Below are 19,310 nucleotides of genomic sequence, written 5' to 3'. Positions count from 1 at the left end.
ACGCGGAACTATAATGTCATGATTTTTCTTTTGGCAGCTTGTTGGGTCATTTAAGTGAATGGGCAGACATTGATAAAATGTGAACCAAGGAGCCTAATCTCTCCGGGACCAGGCTCCTTGTTATTGATTAAGGGATACAGTTATGAGCTGCTGACAATGCCGGGTTTCTTTTCAGTGAAATAATAACCGAGGGCCAGCAGCGGCATGATCAGGCCGATCAGTGTCGTCAGACTCCAGCCACCTGATGCGTAAGACCAGCTTCCAATAGAGGAACCAAGGGCACCACCAATAAAGAAGATCGACATGAAGATTCCGTTCACCCGTCCTCTGGCTTCGCCAGCAAGGGAGTAGATGACGCGCTGCCCCAGAACGAGATTGCCCGAGACGGCCATGTCGAGCGTAATGGCAACAACGACCAGCAGAACCAGCTCAGCAGTCGAATGTCCCTGGAATACGTACGCAAGGCCGAAGGATAGAACAGCAATCACTATGGCGAGCCCGGTCAATATCCGGGTCAGGCCTTTGTCTGCCCATCTGCCCGCGATGGGAGCCGCAATGGCCCCTCCCACCCCGGCTAGGGCAAACCAGGCAATGCCCTGCTGAGTCATGCCAAAATCATTCGCCAGCCGCAAGGGTACGGTGGTCCAGAAGAGACTAAAGGCACCAAACAAGCTGGCCTGATAAAGCGCCCGGCGGCGCAGCATGGGCAGCGTTTTAAACAGGGTACCCAGTGAAACAATGAGCTGACCATATTTCATTGCAGGCTGAGGCTTGCGTGCAGGAAGAGCACGTGATAATAGCAGAGCGAGCAGTGCAATAACGATAGCGGAGAAGATGAAGACAGCCTGCCAACCAAAAGCATCCGTAATGAAGCTTGCCACCGGACGAGCCAGCATAATGCCAAGAAGAAGGCCGCTCATGACATTGCCTACAACCTGCCCGCGCTGTTCTTCCGAAGTAAGGTAAGTCGCGTAGGGTACGAGAATCTGGGCAACGACGGAACCTACACCGATAACCAGAGAGGCCGTCAGAAATAATACAGCATGAGTGGAGAACGCTGCTGCAGCCAAGGCAACAACCAGTAATACCAGAAAGGAAGTTACGAGCCGGCGATTCTCCATAATGTCACTGAGCGGTACGATAAACAGCAGTCCGATGACATAACCAATTTGCGTTAACGTTACAATTAATCCTGCCGCAGCTGACGACAATCCTGTCGTATCACTGATCGGCCCGATTACGGTCTGTGCGTAGTACAGATTAGCCACAATGAGTCCGCATGCGGCAGCCAAAAGGAAAACCAGCCAACGGGGAACCTGTTTTGCTTGCACATCATTTTTCATGTTCATGATTATCATCCTCCACATGGTATTAAATTACTACTCAGTATGAGTCAATACAGCTGGAATCATTATTTTCTAAACAGTTCGTTCACTAATTACAAACATATAATAAACTAAACGTTTAGTATTGTAAATAGGCACAAACAAATTATTTGGGTTAATTAGCGTTGTGTTGGGAGTCAAATTGTTTATGTGGAGGGCAATTTAGTATAATGAACGTATCGTTTTTAAGAAAAAAGAAATGCAATGTATGGTTAGAAACAAGGAGGGGCTTAGATGACAGCCAAAAGAGGGCGTCCCCGCAACATGGAAACCCAGAATGCCATTCTGGCAGCTGCTTATGAGTTATTGCTGGAACATGGCTTTGCCGCGATTACGGTTGAAAAGATAGCTGAGCGAGCGCAAGTGAGCAAAGCAACCATATATAAATGGTGGCCCAGTAAGGGGGCTGTCATTATGGATGGATACATGTCGGCCATGACAGCAAGATTGCCTGTCCCGGATACAGGATCGGTATTGGAGGATGTACGTATTCATGCAAGTAATATGATTCAATTTTTGACCAGCCAGGACGGAAAGGCCATTACAGAGATTATCGGAGAAGGGCAGTCAGATCCAGGTCTTGCGGTAGAATACCGGACCAGATATATTCAGCCTCGTCGGCGTGAAGCGTGGGGAATTATTGAAAAGGGCGTAACGCGTGGCGAATTAAAGAGTGACCTGGATATCGGTTTGTGTATCGACATGATCTACGGGCCAGTATTCTATCGCATGTTAGTGACGGGAGAGCCAATGGATCCAGAGTTTGTACATAGACTATTGGATTCACTATTTGCAGGGATTAAGTCTGATTAGTGGAGCGAAAGAACGAAAGCCGAAGGGGAGCAGGGCGATTCTCATGAATCACCCTGCATGAAGGCGTATCTGGCGAGGCTGCGTCATACCTGAAACAGGGGAGAGATGGCTGGGGGCCAAGAAGCAGAAGGGTCGGAGGCAGAGGAAGGAGATTGCTGGCTTAACATGGGGGGATCGTTCCATACCACACTCGGCAATTCTCGTCGCAATACAGGGGCTACATCTTGGGCAAAGCGCTCCACTTGCTCCAGCTGCTCACTATGACTGAGTCCATCCACACTAATGCTCAGCACTTGATGTCCAAACGCGGCGTGGTAGTCCATGATTTTCTCAATGACCTGTTCCGGACTACCAATAAGCACGGGGCCACGTGCAATGTTATCTTCCAGATCTGTGAAGGGTGACTGATTATGCTGTGCGGCTGCGGTAGCATGAAAAGCATTATAGTAAGGTTTGTAGCGACGAATGGCCTCCTCACGAGTATCTGCGAGATACAGGCTGCCTGCTCCCGATCCGATCACCGCGCGGCTTGCATCATGACCATAATGATCGAGGCGTTCAAGGTAATGGTCAATCAATGCTTTGTATTTTGCCTGGGGATGAAAAGAATTCGAAGTGAAGAGCGGCTCACCATATTTCGCTGCCAGTTCAGTAGAGAGGGTACTCGACGCGCTGCCATGCCAGATTGGAATGGATTGCTGGAGTGGTCTCGGCCAAGTGGTAACCTCATGAAGGGGAGGTCGATACGTGCCCTGCCAGGTTACGTTCTCCTCCGTCCACAGGCGCTTCAGCAGTTCATAACGTTCAGCAAGGGAAACCCACTGTTCCTCTTCACGAATGCCAAACAGCGGATAGTGCCGGGGGTCATTGCCTTTCCCGATGATCATCTCCAGCCGCCCACCAGATAACTGATCCAGCGTTGCATAATCCTCTGCAACCCGCACTGGATCGAGTACACTTAGAACAGTGACTGTGGTAAGCAACCGGATACGTGAGGTAGCTGCAGCTATAGCAGTCAATACAACTGGAGGTGAGGAGGACAGAAAAGGTGCCCCGTGCCGCTCACCAATCCCGTATGCATCGAAACCCAAACGTTCGGCCAGTCTGGCTTGCTCCAGAATGTTGTGGAATTTCTGCTGTGTCGTGAGAGCTTCGCCAGTGACCGCATTAGGCAGGTTCATCATGAGGCTAAACAAGGCAAATTTCATCTGAACTTCTCCTTGAACTGGATTGGCCAGTATGTGTTGTTTAATCCTATGGAAATAGTAGGATATTATGAATTAAACTTACTGTAACATGTCCGTTTCGATTCTTCTAATGGATTTTTTCTATAAGACGAAATATATTCAATATAAATGTCTAAATGTGCAGGAAATTGCCACGATTTTTATTGACCGCTGTAAAATTTAGGATTAAAATTGTACTTATCATAGAAATTCAAATTTCTGGATTTTCATTGTGGAGGTGGGAGACATGGAACCTACAACTACGATACGCTCAAATATTGAGGATTACATCAGGAAACAGGGGTATACCCTTCAATACTTTGCTGATATATCGGGGGTTAACGCCGGGACGTTAAGTGCAATTATCAAAGGTACACGGCCGATCGCCATGGCTCAATTGGACCTCATCACTCAGGGCATGAAGCTGGAAGAGGGCCACTTCTACGAAATATATGGTGCTGAATGTTTTGTGGAGTCCGCACCGCACTGGAGAAGGCTGGAGCCGTTCCTGCAACGCTGCGCTGAGTTGGACAAGCTGGACTGCATACAGAGGGTAATTCAGCAAGTGACGGATGATCGCTCCTATGTGTCCGAATTGTTCGAGCTGGCCGAGTATATGCTTGAACGTGATCAGAAGAAGGCTGCGCGAATGCTGTACGAATGTGTCGCCGAGTGCGAGAAGTACCAGCACTCCGAACGTCTGGCACTATGCCATTATCGCATTTTCACCTTGTCTCTTGGCCAGGACCAACATGAGAATCTCAGGGCCGCAGTTCACTTCGAGCCGTATATTAACCGGCTGGATGAAGAGCGACAGCTGGACGCGATCAGGGAATTGGCTAATACATATAGTGGATTGCGCCACTGGGATAAGGTATTTCAATTAGCTGGTGAACTAGAGCAGCGAGTTGGCTTTTTGGAACAATATCAAACGAAGAAAAAAGGTTTAGATAACCATAGAGTTTCCAAGCACCCTCTATTCACCTATAGATCTTATGCGCATTTATTGATGTCTAATGTGTGGGGCGAGCGGGGAAATTACGAAAAGGCTTTGAATCTTACAACGCTGTACTCCAATGTTGTTGTGGATGACCCTACAGCAGAGGATCTTATATTTATTAAAAGATTTAAGGATTGGGCGGAAGTTAATTCCTACCTTTATAAATTGATGTTGGGTGATTACGAAGCCTTAAATTCCTATTTGGATTTTATTGATGAAGACGAAAATGAAACACTTCTTGGGTTGGTTAAGGTTATGGAAGCAGCAAATCTATACAATTTGAATGTAGACCACGCCCTCAGGAGGTTTGATCTATATATTCATCTTTTATTTGAGGAAGGCAATCACGAAACTAGCTATGTGGTTCAAGTCAAAGATGATAGGTACACCAAATTTTGGGCGGAATTAGCGTTCTATCAGCTATCTAAGGAAAGATATGAAGAAGGATTTAGGAGTTTAATGACTTGTTTGTCATCAGCTCATAAAATCAAAGATGACTCAACAATCATTTACTGTGTAGGTTTATTCGAAGAATACAGGCATCAAGCGACTGAATCTGTGAAGCTAAATTATTCAAATCTTATCAAGGAGGTTTATGGTCGATATGCTAAAAAAAGCCACGTTAGTATTAATGCTGTTTAGTTCAATCCTTTTGTTTACAGGTATGATTAACCCTATGGATTCCATGAGAAGTTCTGTATCTAGTCACGGTACAGGTGGATACTAAAAGGCCTTTGGTTTGTGTATAGATTTTGTTAAATGTGGACGAGCGTTCTTTCCGAATTCAGGAAATGAACGCTCTTTTGTGAATGTATTCTAATATGAATCACAGTAGTAATTTAGTTATGTTAATAGTTAGCTGCAATTAAGAGTTGGTTAATTGGAATCCGTACGTGAAAATAATTATTTGATTCTATACAAGATGTGGAAAGTGAATGCGGTTAAACACCTAAAGTTGGTTAGTCTTTAGTCTATATCTTGAATTGTTGCAAAATGCTTGGTAATGAATGAATACCCTCTGTAAATAAACTTTTTGATTTGCAAAGGAATAAAATATGAATTTTTTGGCAATCTATCCTAAAATGGTCTATAAAGAAGGGGGTGCATGCTATGAAAGGACCAAGTCAGGTTGTGGACCAGATTGAACGAAACAGGCAAGAATTAAGTCGTTTGGCGGAGCATCATGGCATGCAAGACTACAAAGTCCTTCAACAATCGATGGTACTGGACGAACTGATTAATGAATATAACCGTTTTAAATATAGAAAACAACAATATAGGAACAGACAGCCGATTGCATAATGCAGTCGGCTTTTTAGTTTCAAGAAAACGACGTAGTATTATTCCATCCACTGGTAAAGACATCTCGTCTTATTGAATTAATTAGTTCATAGAAATAGTCGACTGTAGAGCGGTACAGTCGGCTTTTTTTGTTTTTCATTGAAGGGAGGGTTGGTTTATCTTGAAATTCCATACCAATCCCAGTGTTGGCAGGATAGCCAACCATCAATGAAACTCGTTATGATATACGCCAACTATATATCCAGCGTAGTTTTTGAAGGTGATTCATGAATGACAGAAGTGGGAGGGATCCATTAAATGGACAAGGTGCTAGGTTGTTCAACAAGAAACATGAACCTGCGTACGAAGCTGCTGGTGTTGTTCGTTGTTCTCACTTTGCTTCCGCTAAGTTTGCAGGGAGTGGTCAACTATTACCATTTTTCACAGACGATTGATCGAAAAACCGAGCAGTTCACCATTGATATGATCCGGCAGATCAACACCAATCTGAATCGGCTGTTGAAGGATTTCGAGCGTATATCGCTCTTGCCGCTCTATGATCAGACGGTGCTGAGTATTCTGGGAAAGTACAACGCCCCAATGGGGACTGCTGCTTGGGCAAGGTCCGACGATTACTTGAAGATGAAGCTCTATACTTCGGGTCAGGCCTATGATCGTCCGGAAATTCGCGGCATTCACTTGATCTCGAACAGTGGCATTCTGTTCTCCAATCTGGATTCATTGGCGGTGAAGCCGGTATGGGACAGTAGGCAGGATCATTGGTTTGCAGAGTTGGACGGATCGGAGGGAGAGTGGCGACTGCTCCCTCCGCATCATCCGAGCTATTACACAGACAAGGTTGAAGAAGCCTATATCTCCGTTGCCCGAGAGCTTCGTGATCCAGGCACGCTTAAACGACTGGGATATATTCTGATTGATATCCGGCTGGACGCCTTCCGCAAGCTGCTCTCCAATCTGAATTTTGAGGAAAATGCGAGTCTCATGATTGTGGACAGTAAGCAGCGGCTTGTGTTTGAGCGAACTTCACTCGGTGGAAAATCCACATACAATCAGCTGCTGCAGCTGGAGCAGCTTCAAGACTATGCAGGAAATCAAAAGGTGGAATTGGATGGGAGCTCCTATCTGTATGTACGGCACCATTCAAACTATTCTGGATTATCAGTCATTAGTCTTACACCCATTTCTGTCATTCAAAAGGAATCAGGTAAAATGCTTTCGTTCACTTTTGGATTCGCTATTCTGTGCATGGCGGGCGTAGCCATTCTGGCGGCTCTTATATCCTATCGTGTAACAAGGCCGTTAATCAGCCTGAAGCAAAATATGATTCGGGTGGAGCAGGGTGACTTTACCCAGCGTGTGGCAAGTTTCGGCAGTGATGAATTCGGACAGATTGGCCGGGGGTTTAATCGAATGATGGAAGAGATTCACCGCTTGTTTAACGAGGTGTTTCTACTCGGTATTCGAGAACGGGAAGCGGAGTTGTCAGCACTGCAAAGTCAGATCCATCCTCACTTTATATACAATACGCTGGAGTCCATTAATATGATGGCCATCCGCAGGAAGCATGCAGAAGTGTCCAGCATGGTGACGGCGCTGGGCAAGCTGCTGCGTTACACCATTGATAAGGTGGATCGAATCGTACTCCTTCAGGAGGAATTAGCTTTTGTGCAATCATATGTACGCATTCAACAGGTGCGTTATAACGGAAGGCTGCAGGTGATTTTTGAGGTTGAAGAAGAGGTCATGGATGGTTTAATTCCCAAGCTGATTTTGCAGCCGCTCGTGGAGAACGCAGTATACCATGGAATTGAAGAGCAGGAGGATGGGGGAATGATTTGGATATCGGCCTTGAAGTTTGATCAGGAGCTGCTGCTTACCGTTCGAGATAATGGTGAAGGTCTAAGCCAAGAAGAGATTGACCAATGGAACGAGTCATTCTCCCAGCTCCCCTCGAGTGAATTCCTGCGTTGTAATGCTGGAGGTCATTTAGGGCTCACCAATATAGCACAACGGCTCCATCTTATTTATGGACAAGGCGCCAGTCTGAGCGTTGACGGAAGTCTCGGGCAGGGTTTGGCTGTCACAATTACTATACCGCTGCAGGAGAAAGGGGATAACGTGCATGTATAGCGTTTTGCTTGTAGAAGATGAGAGGGTTATCCTCGACGGGTTACGAGAGTTGATTATTCAAACAGCTCCTGAGTTTCGCGTTATTGGTGAGGCTTCTGGAGGAACTGAGGCTCTGGATTTTATGAGAAGTAATGTGCCTGATGTACTGATTACGGATATTCGCATGCGAGAAATGGATGGACTAACCCTGGTATCCAAAGCGCGGGAAATGTACCCCGAACTGCTGATCATCGTCATCAGCGGCTATGGCGAGTTTGAGTATGCGCGCAGAGCGATGGAATATGGCGTACTGAATTACCTGCTGAAACCAGTGGAACTCCAAGAGTGGGTTACCGCCATTCATAAAATTCAATTGCTGCTGAACCGCAGGTACGGCATTTCATCCAGCCAGACGTTAGATACAACGAAGGAAGCACAGTGTAACAGTGGAGATACCCGGAAGACGATTCGTGATGTAAAGGAATATATCAGGCTTCACCCGGATGGAGATCTGCGCCTGCAGACCGTAGCAGCAATTGTTCATCTGAACCCAACCTATCTAAGCCAGCTCTTCAAAAATGAAACAGGGATAACCTTTTCTGAATACATCGCTGAGGTGCGCATGGAGCGGGCCAAGTGGCTGTTGGTCAACACCCAACTGAAAATCTATGACGTTGCAAGGTTGTCCGGACATCAGAGTCCCAAACACTTCATGCTGGTGTTCAAACAGCAGGTGGGTTGGACGGCAGGGGAATATCGGAACCGATTCAGTACGGATGAGCAGCTATAGCAGGTGTCCTACAGCATAAGTCCTTGAAAAATCGTACCATTTCTATAGCTGGCGTGATTTAGAACAATTGATTCCTTCGCTATAATTTGGTTGCACGTGTACACCACTAAGCCACAAGGGGGATTTCCATGAAAAAAGCAGGATGGATGTTCATGCTCGTATTCATCATTGTTGCATTAACTGGCTGTGCAGGCTCCAATTCCGGTAGTGACCCTGAGAATGCATCCGCAGGAGATGAAGAGGTTGAACTGAAGTTCATGATGTGGGGAAATCAGGCGCACATGGACGTCTATAACAAATTGATTGATAGCTTCACACAGGAAAATCCGGGCATCAAGGTGACGATGGAATCCGTACCCTTTGCGGAATACCAGCAAAAAATATCTGTGCTTGCAGCTGGAGGCTCGCTACCGGATATCGCCTGGGTCTCCGAGCGGATGATTCCACAATTCAAATCCAATCACATTCTGGCAGACGTATCCGAATTCAAGGATGATGCAGCGTTCAAGCTGGATGACTATATTCCAAGTACGCTGGATCTGTTTCGGGATGGTGAACAACTGCTTGGCTTGCCGTTCTCCACGCCTCCGGTCGTCATGTTCTACAACAAATCGCTATTCGACCAGGCTGGTCTTACGGATCCCAACACGCTCGCCGCTCAAGGACAATGGACGTGGGAGCGATTTGAAGAGACAGCGAAGGCGATTGCCAGCAAGGAAGCGACTAATCGAATTTATGGTGCCAACTTTTTTCGCGATTGGAAGACTTGGGCTGTTCTTTCCTCCTATTCCTGGTCCAATGGCAGCGGGCCTTTTGATGAGAGCATGACGAAGTTTACCTGGAATGATCCTTATGGTGTGCAAACCTTGGAATTGCTTGAACGGATGATGTTCACCGATGAGTCGCATCCGAAGGCAGGCGAGCAGGTCAGCTTCGATGCTGGTAATGTGGGAATGTTCTTCGACAACTACAGCTACGTGTCCAAAGCAAGAGAGATTGTGGACTTCGAGTGGAGTATTGCCCCGATGCCTTCAGGATCTCAGGGTAGTGTGCCCATGCTGGGTCAGGCAGGATATGCCATGTTTAATGACAGCAAACATCCCGAAGAAGCAAAGAAACTGCTGAAGTTTTTTGCTAGCGAACAGGGAATTCAGGCTACGGCAACCTACTTTGTTCCTCCGCGTACCTCTGTGCTGAATTCTGATGTTTTCATTAATCAGCCGAATAATCCTAGCAAGGAACATATTGTTCAGGCAGTCATTGATGAAATGCCGAAAGCTCGCTTGATTCCGGGCCACATTCGATGGCAAGACATCGACAATGCAGTATTGCAGGGTTTCGATCGATTATTTGCCCGCTTAGCCACACCTCAGGATAATCTGAAGCAGATGCAGGAAGAGATTCAAGGCCTGCTGCAATAATTAAATAATGGCATATCTAAAGGAGGTAACGGTATGGGGCAATTGGAAGAAGCGCTGAACGGACAACGCATGTTGCTTGTAGTCAGCCTGCCCGCTAACGATGCAGCACTGGCCCGGGCAGCCATTGAAGAAGGGGCAGATGCACTAAAAGTACATTGCAATGTCGGACACCGCGCCAGTGGAAATCATTTTGGTCCGCTGGATGAATACATTGAAAACTTCCGTGAAATCCGCTCCCAATTCAACGGTCCGCTTGGAGTGGTCCCGTCGGGTAGCATTGATGGGATTCAACGGGAAGATGTGATAAGGCTTTCCGGTTTGGGTTTTGATTTCTATTCCATATATGCTCACCATTTACCATCCTTCATGCTGGGTGAGCTCGGTCTGGATAAAACATTCGCGATCAATGAACACTACGATCCTTCCCTGGTTAAGGAGGCTAAACATTATGGTTTTACCGCGTTAGAAGCATCGATTGTCCCTGGAGAAGAGTATGGGACATCGCTAAGCTTCGCAGATGTCCTCCGGTATCGCCGGTTAGTGATGCAAGCAGAGCTTCCGGTGTTGGTCCCTTCCCAGAGGAGACTGGTACAGGAGGATGTGCAGGTGCTGCATGATACGGGGGTTAAGGCGATTATGCTCGGGGCCGTCGTAACAGGTAAAACGGAGGAGCAGCTGCGAAAAGCCGTTAACGGGTTTCGCAATGCCATGGACAAACTGAAGTAGAAGGAAGACGGATGAGATGAGGAGGGCCAGCGTTGACCAATTCACGCAAATATTCAGGAAGAGGACCGCTTGCAAGAGAGGCCCAGATTGCAGGATGGCTATTCGTATCTCCGATGGTTCTTGGTTTTACTCTGCTGCTGCTCTTTCCCATGGGCCTTGCGTTATACATGAGCTTGACCGATTGGCCATTGCTCGGAGACCATCACTTTATTGGGCTGAATAACTACCGCGAGATCATGGTAGATAAGATGTTCTGGCGGGTACTGGGAAACACCGTATATTTCACAGCTGGACTTGTTCCGCTCAATATCGTGCTGGCGCTTTTACTGGCTTTGCTGTTATCCAAAAGTCTGCGTGGCATCGGAGTATTCCGCACTGCCATCTTCGTTCCGGTCATGACGTCACTTGTTGTGTGGGCCATTGTGTGGAAGCTTATGTATGCGACAGAGTCGGGACTGATCAATCAGCTTCTGTTGATGATAGGCATCAAAGGACCGGCTTGGCTCTACAATCAGGATCTGGCGATGCCCGCGGTGATTGTGACCAGTGTGCTAAAAAATGTTGGCCTAAATATGGTACTGTTCATAGCCGCAATTCAGCAGGTACCCAGATCACTGTACGAAGCGGCCAAACTGGATGGTGCAGGCAAGCAGAAGACTTTTTTCCATGTGACGCTTCCAATGATTACACCTACGGTATTTTTGACCGTGGTCATGACGGTTATTGGATCGCTCAAAGTGTTTGGGCAGATTTATGTAATGACACAGGGAGGTCCAAGCAATAGCACCAAGGTGTTAGTCTATTACATCTGGGAAAAGGCTTTTAAACTGTTTCAATTCGGTTATGCTTCCGCATTGGCGTATGTGCTATTTTTTATCGTAATGATTTTGACGCTGCTGCAATGGCAGCTGCGAAAGAGGTGGGTTTTCAATGAAGGCGATGCCTAAGCCATCTGTTCATACAGCAGGAGGGGCAGTGGGTACGTATTTATTGCTGACCTTGATCTCGCTGATCATGATTGTACCCTTTATTTGGATGATATCCACATCGTTCAAGGAGCCTCAGAGTATATTTACGTATCCACCGCAGTGGATACCGGAATCGTTCCGATTTCAAAATTACATCGATGTCTTTCGATTAATTCCATTCCATCGTTTTTATTTGAATAGTGCGTATATTGCTGTTTTGGTTGTCCTGGGCACGGTATTCTTCGCCTCCCTTGCGGGATATGCTTTCGCCAAAATTCCATTCAAGGGCCGCAATGTGGTATTCCTTGTGTTACTCAGTGCCATGATGATTCCTCATGAGGTGACAGCAATCCCGATGTTTTTGTTTATGCGGCAGCTGGGCTGGATTGATACACATCTCCCGCTGATTTTACTTCCAATCTTCGGGGCAGGTGGTGTATTCGGAATCTTTGTGATGCGACAGTTTTTTATTACGGTCCCAACTGAACTGGAGGAAGCAGCGATGATTGATGGCTGCAGCAGGTTCCGGATATATGCGCGCATCATGCTGCCAATTGCCAAACCCGGCATGGCGACGCTGACGATCTTTACCTTTGTCACCATTTGGAATGAGTTTTTTGACCCGTTAATTTTCATTAATTCACGCGAGTTAATGACGTTACCGCTAGGCTTGTCCCTGTTTACGGATGAAGTGGGTACGGCCTGGCAATATTTGATGAGTGCTACGGTTATGGCGACTATGCCATTGCTGATTGTCTTTTTCATAGCTCAACGGCGATTCATTGAGGGTGTTGCGATGACAGGACTCAAAGAATAGTCAGCTAAACAAGGAGAGGAGGAGTAGAATGAACGACCTAAGGAGCATGAAGATAGAACAAGCGGATGTTGTCATTGTGGGTGGAGGCCCTGCTGGCATTGCGGCGGCAATCGCTGCCGGACGACAAGGCGTGCGTACGGTGCTGGTAGAACGGTATGGGTTTGTTGGTGGGATGTCGACCGCAGCTATGGTCTATCCTTGGATGACATTTCACACGGAGAGGGGCGAGCAGGTAATTAGAGGTATCGCTCAGGAGATCGTTGACAGGTTGAAGGAGCGGGGGGGATCTCCAGGACATCTTCGCGATACAGTAGGATTTGTGCATAGCGTTACACCATACCACCCGGCCATTTATCAGGTGGTTGCTGCGGATATGCTGCAAGAGGCAGGTGTTCGGCTGTTGTTACACAGCTTCGTGGATGAAGTGGTTGCTCTGGAAAATCGGGTGGAAGCGGTTAGATTAACAAACAAATCGGGCCGAATGGAGCTCAGGGCAAAAGTATTTGTCGATACCAGTGGAGATGCAGATGCAGCTTATCTAGCTGGCGCTGCTATCGCAAAGGGACGGGATGGAGATCATCAGTCCCAGCCCATGACCATGAAATTTCGAATGCGTGGCGTTAACCTTGAGCGAGTCAAGCAGTATATTCTGGAGCACCCGGAAGATTTCTATGCCAAAACACCTGTTGCAGAGCTGGATCGTATTCCGTTAACCGGGGTGAGTGGTTTTTATTCGCAATGGCAGAAGTCAGGTATTCCGATTAACCGTGATCAGGTATTATTTTTTACCGGGCCTGCTGAGGATGAAGTGTTGATTAACTGTACCAGGGTCCAGGGACTGGATGCTACCAATGCGGAGGATCTCACCTCTGCTGAACAGGAAGGCAGGAAGCAGGTACTCATGATTGCTGAGTTCTTGCAGCGCGACGTGCCTGGATTCGAGCGGGCTTCGATATCTGCAGTTGCTCCCCAGATTGGCATACGTGAATCGAGACGGATTATTGGACAGTATTCTTTGACGAGGGAAGACGTAGTTACGGGGCGAAAGTTTGACGATGTGATCGCCAGAAGTGGTTATCCCATTGATATTCATGATCCTTCTGGTCAAGGCGTAGCGGCTGCATTTATAGAAGGGGATGGAGCATACGATATTCCATATCGATGCCTGATCTCCAGCAATATCCGAAACCTGCTGGCAGCAGGACGCTGCATCTCTACCACGCATGAGGCCCATGCTACGACAAGATTGACTCCCAGCTGCATGGCTACGGGGGAGGCAGCCGGAACATCAGCTGCATTGGCAGTGCAAATGAAGCTTGATCCACTGTCAATCCCGGTTGCGTTGCTGCAGAAAGAATTACGGCAAAATGGAGTGGCGATTTGAAATTGGAACCAACACGCAAATAATAAAGAGTCCAGCTAGACACAGCGATGTGTTTAGCTGGACTCTTATGTGCATCCACAATGCCTTTCGATTGATCTAACCGAATCAATTCATTCTTGCCTCAAGGCGCCGGGCTACGATGGAAAGGGTGTAGTTGATGACAAAATACAAGACCGCTGCGAGCAGGAGCGCCGGGATTACGTAATCGAAGCTCTGGCCGCCCAGGATCTGCACGTTGTGCATCAGCTCCGGCAAGGAGATGATAATGGCCAGGGACGTATCCTTCAGCAGGGAGATGAATTGACTGACCATCGGCGGCGACATGCGGCGCAGTGCCTGAGGCATAATGATGCTGCCCAGGGTCTGCATATAGCTGAGACCGGAGGAACGGGCGGCTTCCACCTGTCCGCGCTCAACCGATTTGAGACCGCTGCGAACGATTTCGGCGATCATGGCGCCTTCGAATAGGCTAAGCCCAACGACGGTGGACCAGAAGACGGACATCTTAATCCCCAGTTGGGGCAGGACAATATGAATGAAGAAGATGATCAGTAGCAGCGGCAGGTTCCGAATCGTATCCACAATAACCGCAATGATCTGTGACAGAACCGGAATACGTGTATACCGGATGGTACCCAGCACGGTGCCGAGAACAAAGCTGAAGACGATTGACAGTCCTGCCACCTGCAAGGTGATCAGGAATCCATGCAGCAGGAAACGAAGGTTGGGCCAGGCATAAGCCCCGCTAAAGTCCATAGTACATCGACCTCCTTCTGTGAGTAATGCTTAGGCTGAATAGTGGTATGGCTAAATCACATGGTAACCTGCCCGGCCGGCTTATTTTTCTTCGGCTTGCCCTTGCGGCCTCGTGCTTCGGCGTCGCTCTGTCCAAACCTGCGCTCCATATAATGAACCAGAAAACTGAGCGGCAGCGTTAGTACGAGGTAGAAGAGTGCAACAATGGTATACACGCTCAGCGGCTGGAACGTATCCGAATTGACCAGATCGGCAAAATACATCAGGTCCATGCCGGCAACAACGGCAAGAATGGAGGAGTTTTTGACCAGGTTGATAAATTGATTGCCGATGGATGGAAGCACGATCTTGATTGCCTGCGGCAAAATGATCAGGTTCATGGCCTGTACGTAGGACAAACCTGAAGATCTAGCGGCCTCCAGCTGTCCCCGGGGGACGGTCTGAATGCCTGCCCGGATGGCTTCTGCAATAAAAGCTGCCGTGTAGATGGTAAGACCCAGCGTACCGGAGACAAACCCGTCCAATGAAATGCCAAGGGAGGGCAGTCCAAGGTAAAAAAAGAACACGACCAGCAGAAGCGGAATATTTCGAATGAATTCCACAAAAGCGGTACCGATCCAATTGAGCGGCTTGATGGGGGATATCCGGAAGATGGCCATGATTGCGCCAAGGATAAAACTGCCGATCAACGCCATGATGCTTACTTGAATCGTATTGAGGAATCCCTCCAGGAAACGATCGGAATGCTTGAACAATACATCAAAATCCAATTTGCCCATGTAGGCGAAGCCTCCGTTCTCCAGATGTGAAGCGGCGACTCATGCTGTACGGGTGGTTTAGTCCCTACAGATGAAAACCGCCGCTCGTTCATCGTTAATCGAGGTTACTCGGGCTTGGTGCCAAGCCATTTTTCATGTAACGTATCGTATTCACCACTGTCTTTCATGCTCTTGAGCAGGCTGTTTACTTCTTCTACAAAAGCAGAGTCGCCTTTGCGGATGGCCATTCCATATGGCTCACTTGTGAAGTTGCCACCAACCAGCTTGTAGTTGTTGTCCGTTTGCTGCATGCCGATCAGAATGATATTGTCCGTCGTCAGTGCCTCACCTTTGCCTGCTTTGAGCGCAGTGAAGGCATCCTGATAGTTGTCGAATTCCAGCACTTCGGCATCCGGAGCCTTTTCACGAATATTCTGTGCAGAGGTTGAACCTTTAACTGCGAGCACTTTCACGCCTCCAAGGCTCTCCAGTCCGGTGATGGCACTATCATTTTTTACAAGAAGGGACTGTCCTGCCTCGAAGTAAACGTCACTGAAATCCACCTGCTCTTTCCGCTCGTCCGTGATCGTCATGGTAGCGATGATGATATCGATGTCACCGTTCTGGAGCATGGGAATCCGGGTTTTGGATGTGACCTCTTTCAGCTCAACCTTGGTCTCGTCCCCAAGGATCTGTTTGGCAAGTGCCTTGGCAATATCGATATCGAATCCTTCGACCTCACCACTTGCCGGGTCCTTCAAGCCAAAGAGCTTTGTATCATATTTGACCCCGGCAATCAGCTTGCCGCGCTCCTTAATCTGTTCAATGGTTCCTTTGGCTGCAGTATTCTCATCACCGCCACCACTACCGGTACTGGTAGCTTCCTCTCCCGTACTACAGCCGGCCAATGCCAGCGAGAGAACCAAAACAAGGACGAACGACGGCCATTTCAGCAAATTCTTCATGAATAAAGACCCCTTTCAAAATGAAATATTCTATCATTCTCAATGATGAATTAGACGACTTAGGAACTGCTGTGCCCGCTCTTCCCGCGGGTTATCGAAAAATGCTGTGGCAGAAGCCTCTTCCACAATCCGCCCTTCGTCCATGAAGATGACACGGTCTGCCACTTCACGGGCGAAGCCCATTTCATGGGTAACGACAACCATGGTCATGCCATTATGTGCGAGAGAGCGCATGACATCCAGGACTTCCCCGATCATTTCGGGGTCGAGCGCAGAGGTGGGCTCGTCAAATAGCATAATTTTGGGCTCCATGGCGAGTCCCCGCGCGATGGCGACCCGCTGCTGCTGTCCACCGGACAACTGGGAGGGATAGCTGTCAGCCTTGTCGGCAATGCCAACACGGGTTAAATATTTCATTGCCGTAGCAGCTGCCTCCGCTTTGGGCTGTTTGCGTACCTTTACTGGGGCAAGTGTAATGTTATCGATGACTTTTTTGTGAGGATAGAGATTGAAGTGTTGAAATACCATGCCAATGTCGCGACGGAAGAGGTTGATGTCCACCTTTTTCTGATGTAAAGGGACACCGCTGACGACGAGTTCGCCTTCCGAAATGGTCTCCAGACGGTTGATGCAGCGGAGCAGTGTACTTTTGCCGGAGCCGGAAGGGCCAATAATGACAACGACCTCTCCTTCTTCAATGTGGAGATGAATATCTTTGAGGACATGAAAATGACCAAAGTGCTTCTGCACACCCCTAAATTCAATCAAGAGTAACCCATCCTTTCTGCAACGTTGATTTGAAAAAGGAATAATAAGGAATAAATTGAAACTAGTTATTTAATCATACATAGTCATCCTTCTTCTGGCAATTGGTTTGTAATAAAACATGACATAAGTACGAGGTTGCGTAGGGCTGCAGGCTAAAAGTGCGTTATGTATTTGTTAAGTTGGTAAGTTGTTTGTGACGAATCCTGACAGAAAAATGAATCGAATCTCCTAGAGTTTTTACAACCTTTGGAATAGATGTATAGAGTATACTGATATTGATACCTATTCTATGTCCAGGGTAACGGAACAAATAACCTCAAATTCTAACGCTACATGGCAAAAAAGCACAACCTTGGTCCAGATCCCGTTGATATGATGGGTGATAATACTCATTCCTGAAAGCGATGCTATGTCAATCACAGTCCAATCCCAATACAGAGAAGAGAGGATGTTCTGAACGATGAATACATACTACTCCCCATTACGTACAGGAGAAGGTATCCAAGCGGATACGAAAGCCTATGAGGTTGCTCTACCTGACATTCCTGCTCGGGATTTCCGCATCACGGACTACGGAGCCAAAGGAGACGGCGTGACGGACAACACGGAGGTGTTCAGGCTTGCTATAGCGGCGTGTGCTGAAGCAGGTGGCGGACGAATCGTTATTCCGGCAGGAGTCTGGCTGACAGGTCCGATTGTGCTTCGCAGTCGCATTGAGCTGCACACAGAGGTGGGAGCATTGGTTACGTTCAGTCGCGAGTTTGATCATTATACTCTAATTGCTTCGAGCTTCGAGGGGTGGCAGGTGGTGCGATGCCAATCTCCAATTGACGGAGAATCGTTGGAGGATATCGCGATTACAGGTGAGGGAATATGGGATGGCAGCGGAGAAGCATGGCGTCCAGTCAAACGGTCCAAGATGACCGCTTCACAATGGAGTCGACTCGTTGCTTCCGGTGGTGTTGTAGAGCGTTCGGGTGAAAATGAAGAAATCTGGTGGCCTTCGGCCTCGGCCCTCGAAGGTGGCGCCATCGCCAACCGGCTTCATATGGAACAGGAGCGTGATTTGTCTGCTTATGAGGGAGCTAGAGACTTTTTACGTCCGAACATGGTCAGTTTGCGTCGGTGCAAGCGGGTGCTGCTGGATGGTCCAACATTCCAGAACTCACCTGCATGGAATCTGCATCCGTGGGCATCGGAGCATGTTACCATACGTAACGTGAGTGTGCGAAACCCGTGGTTTTCACAGAATGGCGATGGGCTGGATATTGAATCATGCCGTCATGTTGTCGTGGAGCACAGTGTGTTCGATGTGGGGGATGATGCCATCTGCCTGAAATCGGGCAAGGACGCCGAAGGCCGAGAGCTCGGTCTGCCATCTGAATATATTACCATTCGGAACTGCACCGTATATCATGGTCATGGCGGATTCGTTATTGGCAGTGAGATGTCGGGTGGCGTACGGCATGTGCGGGTATCGGATTGTACGTTTATGGGGACGGATATTGGACTAAGGTTCAAAAGCGCCCGCGGGCGCGGTGGAGTTGTTGAGGATATTGAAATTCAGCGTATCTATATGAAAGATATCATCATGGAAGCCATCTCATTTTCCTTTTTCTATGCGAATATGGAAGGATCAGCCCGCGGCAGCGATCTGTTTCAGGACATTAGTGAAGAGACCCCGGTGTTTCGTGATATTCGCATATCGGATGTTATCTGTGCAGGTGCAGAGATGGCTTTATTCGTAAGTGGGCTGCCGGAAATGCCTCTGGACGGTGTAGTGATCGATGGATATGACGTCACTGCTCGAAACGGTATACAGTGTGCTCATGCGAAGCACTTGAGAATTGCCAATCTTAGAGCCCGGATTTCCGAAGGATCATTGATCCATCTACACCAGTGTAAGGGAGCTGAAATAGAGGGAATTCAGGGAAAAGGGCCTGACGGCAGGCTTCTGATTGTAACAGGACACGAGTCTGCCGGAATTGTGTGCCGGGAGGACGATGCAGATGAGGAAGGACGCCAGATTTCCATGGGTCCTGAGGTAAGAAGCGGTGTGCTCATCCGCAGATAAGAGTCCTTGATACGAATGAATAGTAAGTTGTTCGTTGATTCACATTCA

17 protein-coding genes are annotated in these 19,310 nt (G+C 47.9%); 11 read left to right on the top strand and 6 right to left on the bottom strand.

Annotated elements, in window-relative coordinates:
* Positions 1-140: 140 nt before the first annotated feature.
* Positions 141-1,349, bottom strand: coding sequence for an MFS transporter (locus tag GUA98_RS23520; protein WP_415753057.1), 1,209 nt, complete (start codon positions 1,347-1,349; stop codon positions 141-143).
* 270 nt (positions 1,350-1,619) lie between these two features.
* Here GUA98_RS23520 and GUA98_RS23515 point away from each other — a divergent pair, with 270 nt between their 5' ends.
* Positions 1,620-2,198 carry a TetR/AcrR family transcriptional regulator gene (locus tag GUA98_RS23515; RefSeq protein ID WP_193724571.1) on the top strand — a complete coding sequence of 193 codons (579 nt, stop codon included), beginning with the start codon at positions 1,620-1,622 and terminating at the stop codon, positions 2,196-2,198.
* An 83-nt stretch (positions 2,199-2,281) separates the two neighbouring features.
* Here the strand turns inward: GUA98_RS23515 and GUA98_RS23510 are convergent, their stop codons facing one another.
* Positions 2,282-3,406, bottom strand: coding sequence for an LLM class flavin-dependent oxidoreductase (locus GUA98_RS23510; RefSeq protein WP_193724570.1), 1,125 nt, complete (start codon positions 3,404-3,406; stop codon positions 2,282-2,284).
* A 265-nt stretch (positions 3,407-3,671) separates the two neighbouring features.
* On the opposite strand from GUA98_RS23510, the gene GUA98_RS23505 reads away from it, so the two are divergent.
* The 9 genes from GUA98_RS23505 (at position 3,672) to GUA98_RS23465 (ending at position 13,941) form a co-directional block, all read left to right on the top strand.
* Positions 3,672-5,066 (top strand): transcriptional regulator, encoded by a 1,395-nt coding sequence (locus GUA98_RS23505; protein WP_193724569.1) that lies wholly within the window; start codon positions 3,672-3,674, stop codon positions 5,064-5,066.
* Positions 5,067-5,534: 468 nt separating this feature from the next.
* The gene (locus GUA98_RS23500) at positions 5,535-5,726 is read left to right on the top strand and encodes an aspartyl-phosphate phosphatase Spo0E family protein (protein WP_095291601.1); all 192 of its coding nucleotides are present in this window, start codon (positions 5,535-5,537) and stop codon (positions 5,724-5,726) included.
* A gap of 297 nt (positions 5,727-6,023) precedes the next feature.
* A complete protein-coding gene (locus GUA98_RS23495) occupies positions 6,024-7,856 on the top strand; it encodes a sensor histidine kinase (protein WP_193724568.1) in 1,833 nt (610 codons plus the stop codon).
* Positions 7,849-8,625, top strand: a complete 777-nt coding sequence (locus GUA98_RS23490; protein ID WP_153976633.1) for a response regulator transcription factor — start codon at positions 7,849-7,851, stop codon at positions 8,623-8,625. The genes GUA98_RS23495 and GUA98_RS23490 overlap by 8 nt, the downstream gene beginning before the upstream one ends.
* 128 nt (positions 8,626-8,753) lie before the next feature.
* Positions 8,754-10,046: an ABC transporter substrate-binding protein gene (locus tag GUA98_RS23485; RefSeq protein WP_193724567.1), complete on the top strand. Its 1,293-nt coding sequence runs from the start codon at positions 8,754-8,756 to the stop codon at positions 10,044-10,046.
* Between the two features lie 33 nt (positions 10,047-10,079).
* Positions 10,080-10,772: a hypothetical protein gene (locus tag GUA98_RS23480; protein ID WP_193724566.1), complete on the top strand. Its 693-nt coding sequence runs from the start codon at positions 10,080-10,082 to the stop codon at positions 10,770-10,772.
* Positions 10,773-10,885: 113 nt separating this feature from the next.
* Positions 10,886-11,719: a carbohydrate ABC transporter permease gene (locus GUA98_RS23475; RefSeq protein WP_397331204.1), complete on the top strand. Its 834-nt coding sequence runs from the start codon at positions 10,886-10,888 to the stop codon at positions 11,717-11,719.
* Entirely contained in the window at positions 11,712-12,557 is an 846-nt protein-coding gene (locus GUA98_RS23470; protein ID WP_397331202.1) for a carbohydrate ABC transporter permease, read from the top strand. Before GUA98_RS23475 ends, GUA98_RS23470 begins: the two co-directional genes overlap by 8 nt.
* 46 nt (positions 12,558-12,603) lie before the next feature.
* Positions 12,604-13,941 (top strand): FAD-dependent oxidoreductase, encoded by a 1,338-nt coding sequence (locus GUA98_RS23465; protein WP_227780029.1) that lies wholly within the window; start codon positions 12,604-12,606, stop codon positions 13,939-13,941.
* Positions 13,942-14,046: 105 nt separating this feature from the next.
* Here the strand turns inward: GUA98_RS23465 and GUA98_RS23460 are convergent, their stop codons facing one another.
* From GUA98_RS23460 to GUA98_RS23445, 4 genes are all read right to left on the bottom strand, one after another.
* Positions 14,047-14,697, bottom strand: coding sequence for an amino acid ABC transporter permease (locus GUA98_RS23460; protein WP_183525785.1), 651 nt, complete (start codon positions 14,695-14,697; stop codon positions 14,047-14,049).
* 56 nt (positions 14,698-14,753) lie between these two features.
* Positions 14,754-15,476 (bottom strand): amino acid ABC transporter permease, encoded by a 723-nt coding sequence (locus GUA98_RS23455; RefSeq protein WP_183525781.1) that lies wholly within the window; start codon positions 15,474-15,476, stop codon positions 14,754-14,756.
* A gap of 104 nt (positions 15,477-15,580) precedes the next feature.
* Positions 15,581-16,420, bottom strand: coding sequence for an ABC transporter substrate-binding protein (locus GUA98_RS23450; protein WP_193724562.1), 840 nt, complete (start codon positions 16,418-16,420; stop codon positions 15,581-15,583).
* A gap of 39 nt (positions 16,421-16,459) precedes the next feature.
* Positions 16,460-17,188, bottom strand: a complete 729-nt coding sequence (locus GUA98_RS23445) for an amino acid ABC transporter ATP-binding protein (RefSeq protein ID WP_193724561.1) — start codon at positions 17,186-17,188, stop codon at positions 16,460-16,462.
* Positions 17,189-17,648: 460 nt separating this feature from the next.
* Between GUA98_RS23445 and GUA98_RS23440 the strand changes: the two genes are divergently transcribed.
* On the top strand, positions 17,649-19,262 hold the full coding sequence (locus tag GUA98_RS23440) for a glycoside hydrolase family 28 protein (RefSeq protein WP_193724560.1): 1,614 nt from the start codon (positions 17,649-17,651) through the stop codon (positions 19,260-19,262).
* Positions 19,263-19,310: the final 48 nt, after the last annotated feature.

Source organism: Paenibacillus sp. P13VS (assembly GCF_015143645.1).
Classification (GTDB): Bacteria; Bacillota; Bacilli; order Paenibacillales; family Paenibacillaceae; genus Paenibacillus; species Paenibacillus xylanilyticus_A.
The sequence above is the reverse complement of the archived record's forward strand: the minus strand, read 5'-3'. Positions and strand labels throughout refer to the sequence as shown.

Excerpts from the sequence above, each read along its gene's own strand:
- GUA98_RS23520 (WP_415753057.1), bottom strand. The coding sequence starts at position 1,349 with ATGAACATGAAAAATGATGTGCAAGCAAAACAGGTTCCCCGTTGGCTG.
- GUA98_RS23515 (WP_193724571.1), top strand. The coding sequence starts at position 1,620 with ATGACAGCCAAAAGAGGGCGTCCCCGCAACATGGAAACCCAGAATGCC.
- GUA98_RS23510 (WP_193724570.1), bottom strand. The coding sequence starts at position 3,406 with ATGAAATTTGCCTTGTTTAGCCTCATGATGAACCTGCCTAATGCGGTC.
- GUA98_RS23505 (WP_193724569.1), top strand. The coding sequence starts at position 3,672 with ATGGAACCTACAACTACGATACGCTCAAATATTGAGGATTACATCAGG.
- GUA98_RS23500 (WP_095291601.1), top strand. The coding sequence starts at position 5,535 with ATGAAAGGACCAAGTCAGGTTGTGGACCAGATTGAACGAAACAGGCAA.
- GUA98_RS23495 (WP_193724568.1), top strand. The coding sequence starts at position 6,024 with ATGGACAAGGTGCTAGGTTGTTCAACAAGAAACATGAACCTGCGTACG.
- GUA98_RS23490 (WP_153976633.1), top strand. The coding sequence starts at position 7,849 with ATGTATAGCGTTTTGCTTGTAGAAGATGAGAGGGTTATCCTCGACGGG.
- GUA98_RS23485 (WP_193724567.1), top strand. The coding sequence starts at position 8,754 with ATGAAAAAAGCAGGATGGATGTTCATGCTCGTATTCATCATTGTTGCA.
- GUA98_RS23480 (WP_193724566.1), top strand. The coding sequence starts at position 10,080 with ATGGGGCAATTGGAAGAAGCGCTGAACGGACAACGCATGTTGCTTGTA.
- GUA98_RS23475 (WP_397331204.1), top strand. The coding sequence starts at position 10,886 with ATGGTTCTTGGTTTTACTCTGCTGCTGCTCTTTCCCATGGGCCTTGCG.
- GUA98_RS23470 (WP_397331202.1), top strand. The coding sequence starts at position 11,712 with ATGCCTAAGCCATCTGTTCATACAGCAGGAGGGGCAGTGGGTACGTAT.
- GUA98_RS23465 (WP_227780029.1), top strand. The coding sequence starts at position 12,604 with ATGAAGATAGAACAAGCGGATGTTGTCATTGTGGGTGGAGGCCCTGCT.
- GUA98_RS23460 (WP_183525785.1), bottom strand. The coding sequence starts at position 14,697 with ATGGACTTTAGCGGGGCTTATGCCTGGCCCAACCTTCGTTTCCTGCTG.
- GUA98_RS23455 (WP_183525781.1), bottom strand. The coding sequence starts at position 15,476 with ATGGGCAAATTGGATTTTGATGTATTGTTCAAGCATTCCGATCGTTTC.
- GUA98_RS23450 (WP_193724562.1), bottom strand. The coding sequence starts at position 16,420 with ATGAAGAATTTGCTGAAATGGCCGTCGTTCGTCCTTGTTTTGGTTCTC.
- GUA98_RS23440 (WP_193724560.1), top strand. The coding sequence starts at position 17,649 with ATGAATACATACTACTCCCCATTACGTACAGGAGAAGGTATCCAAGCG.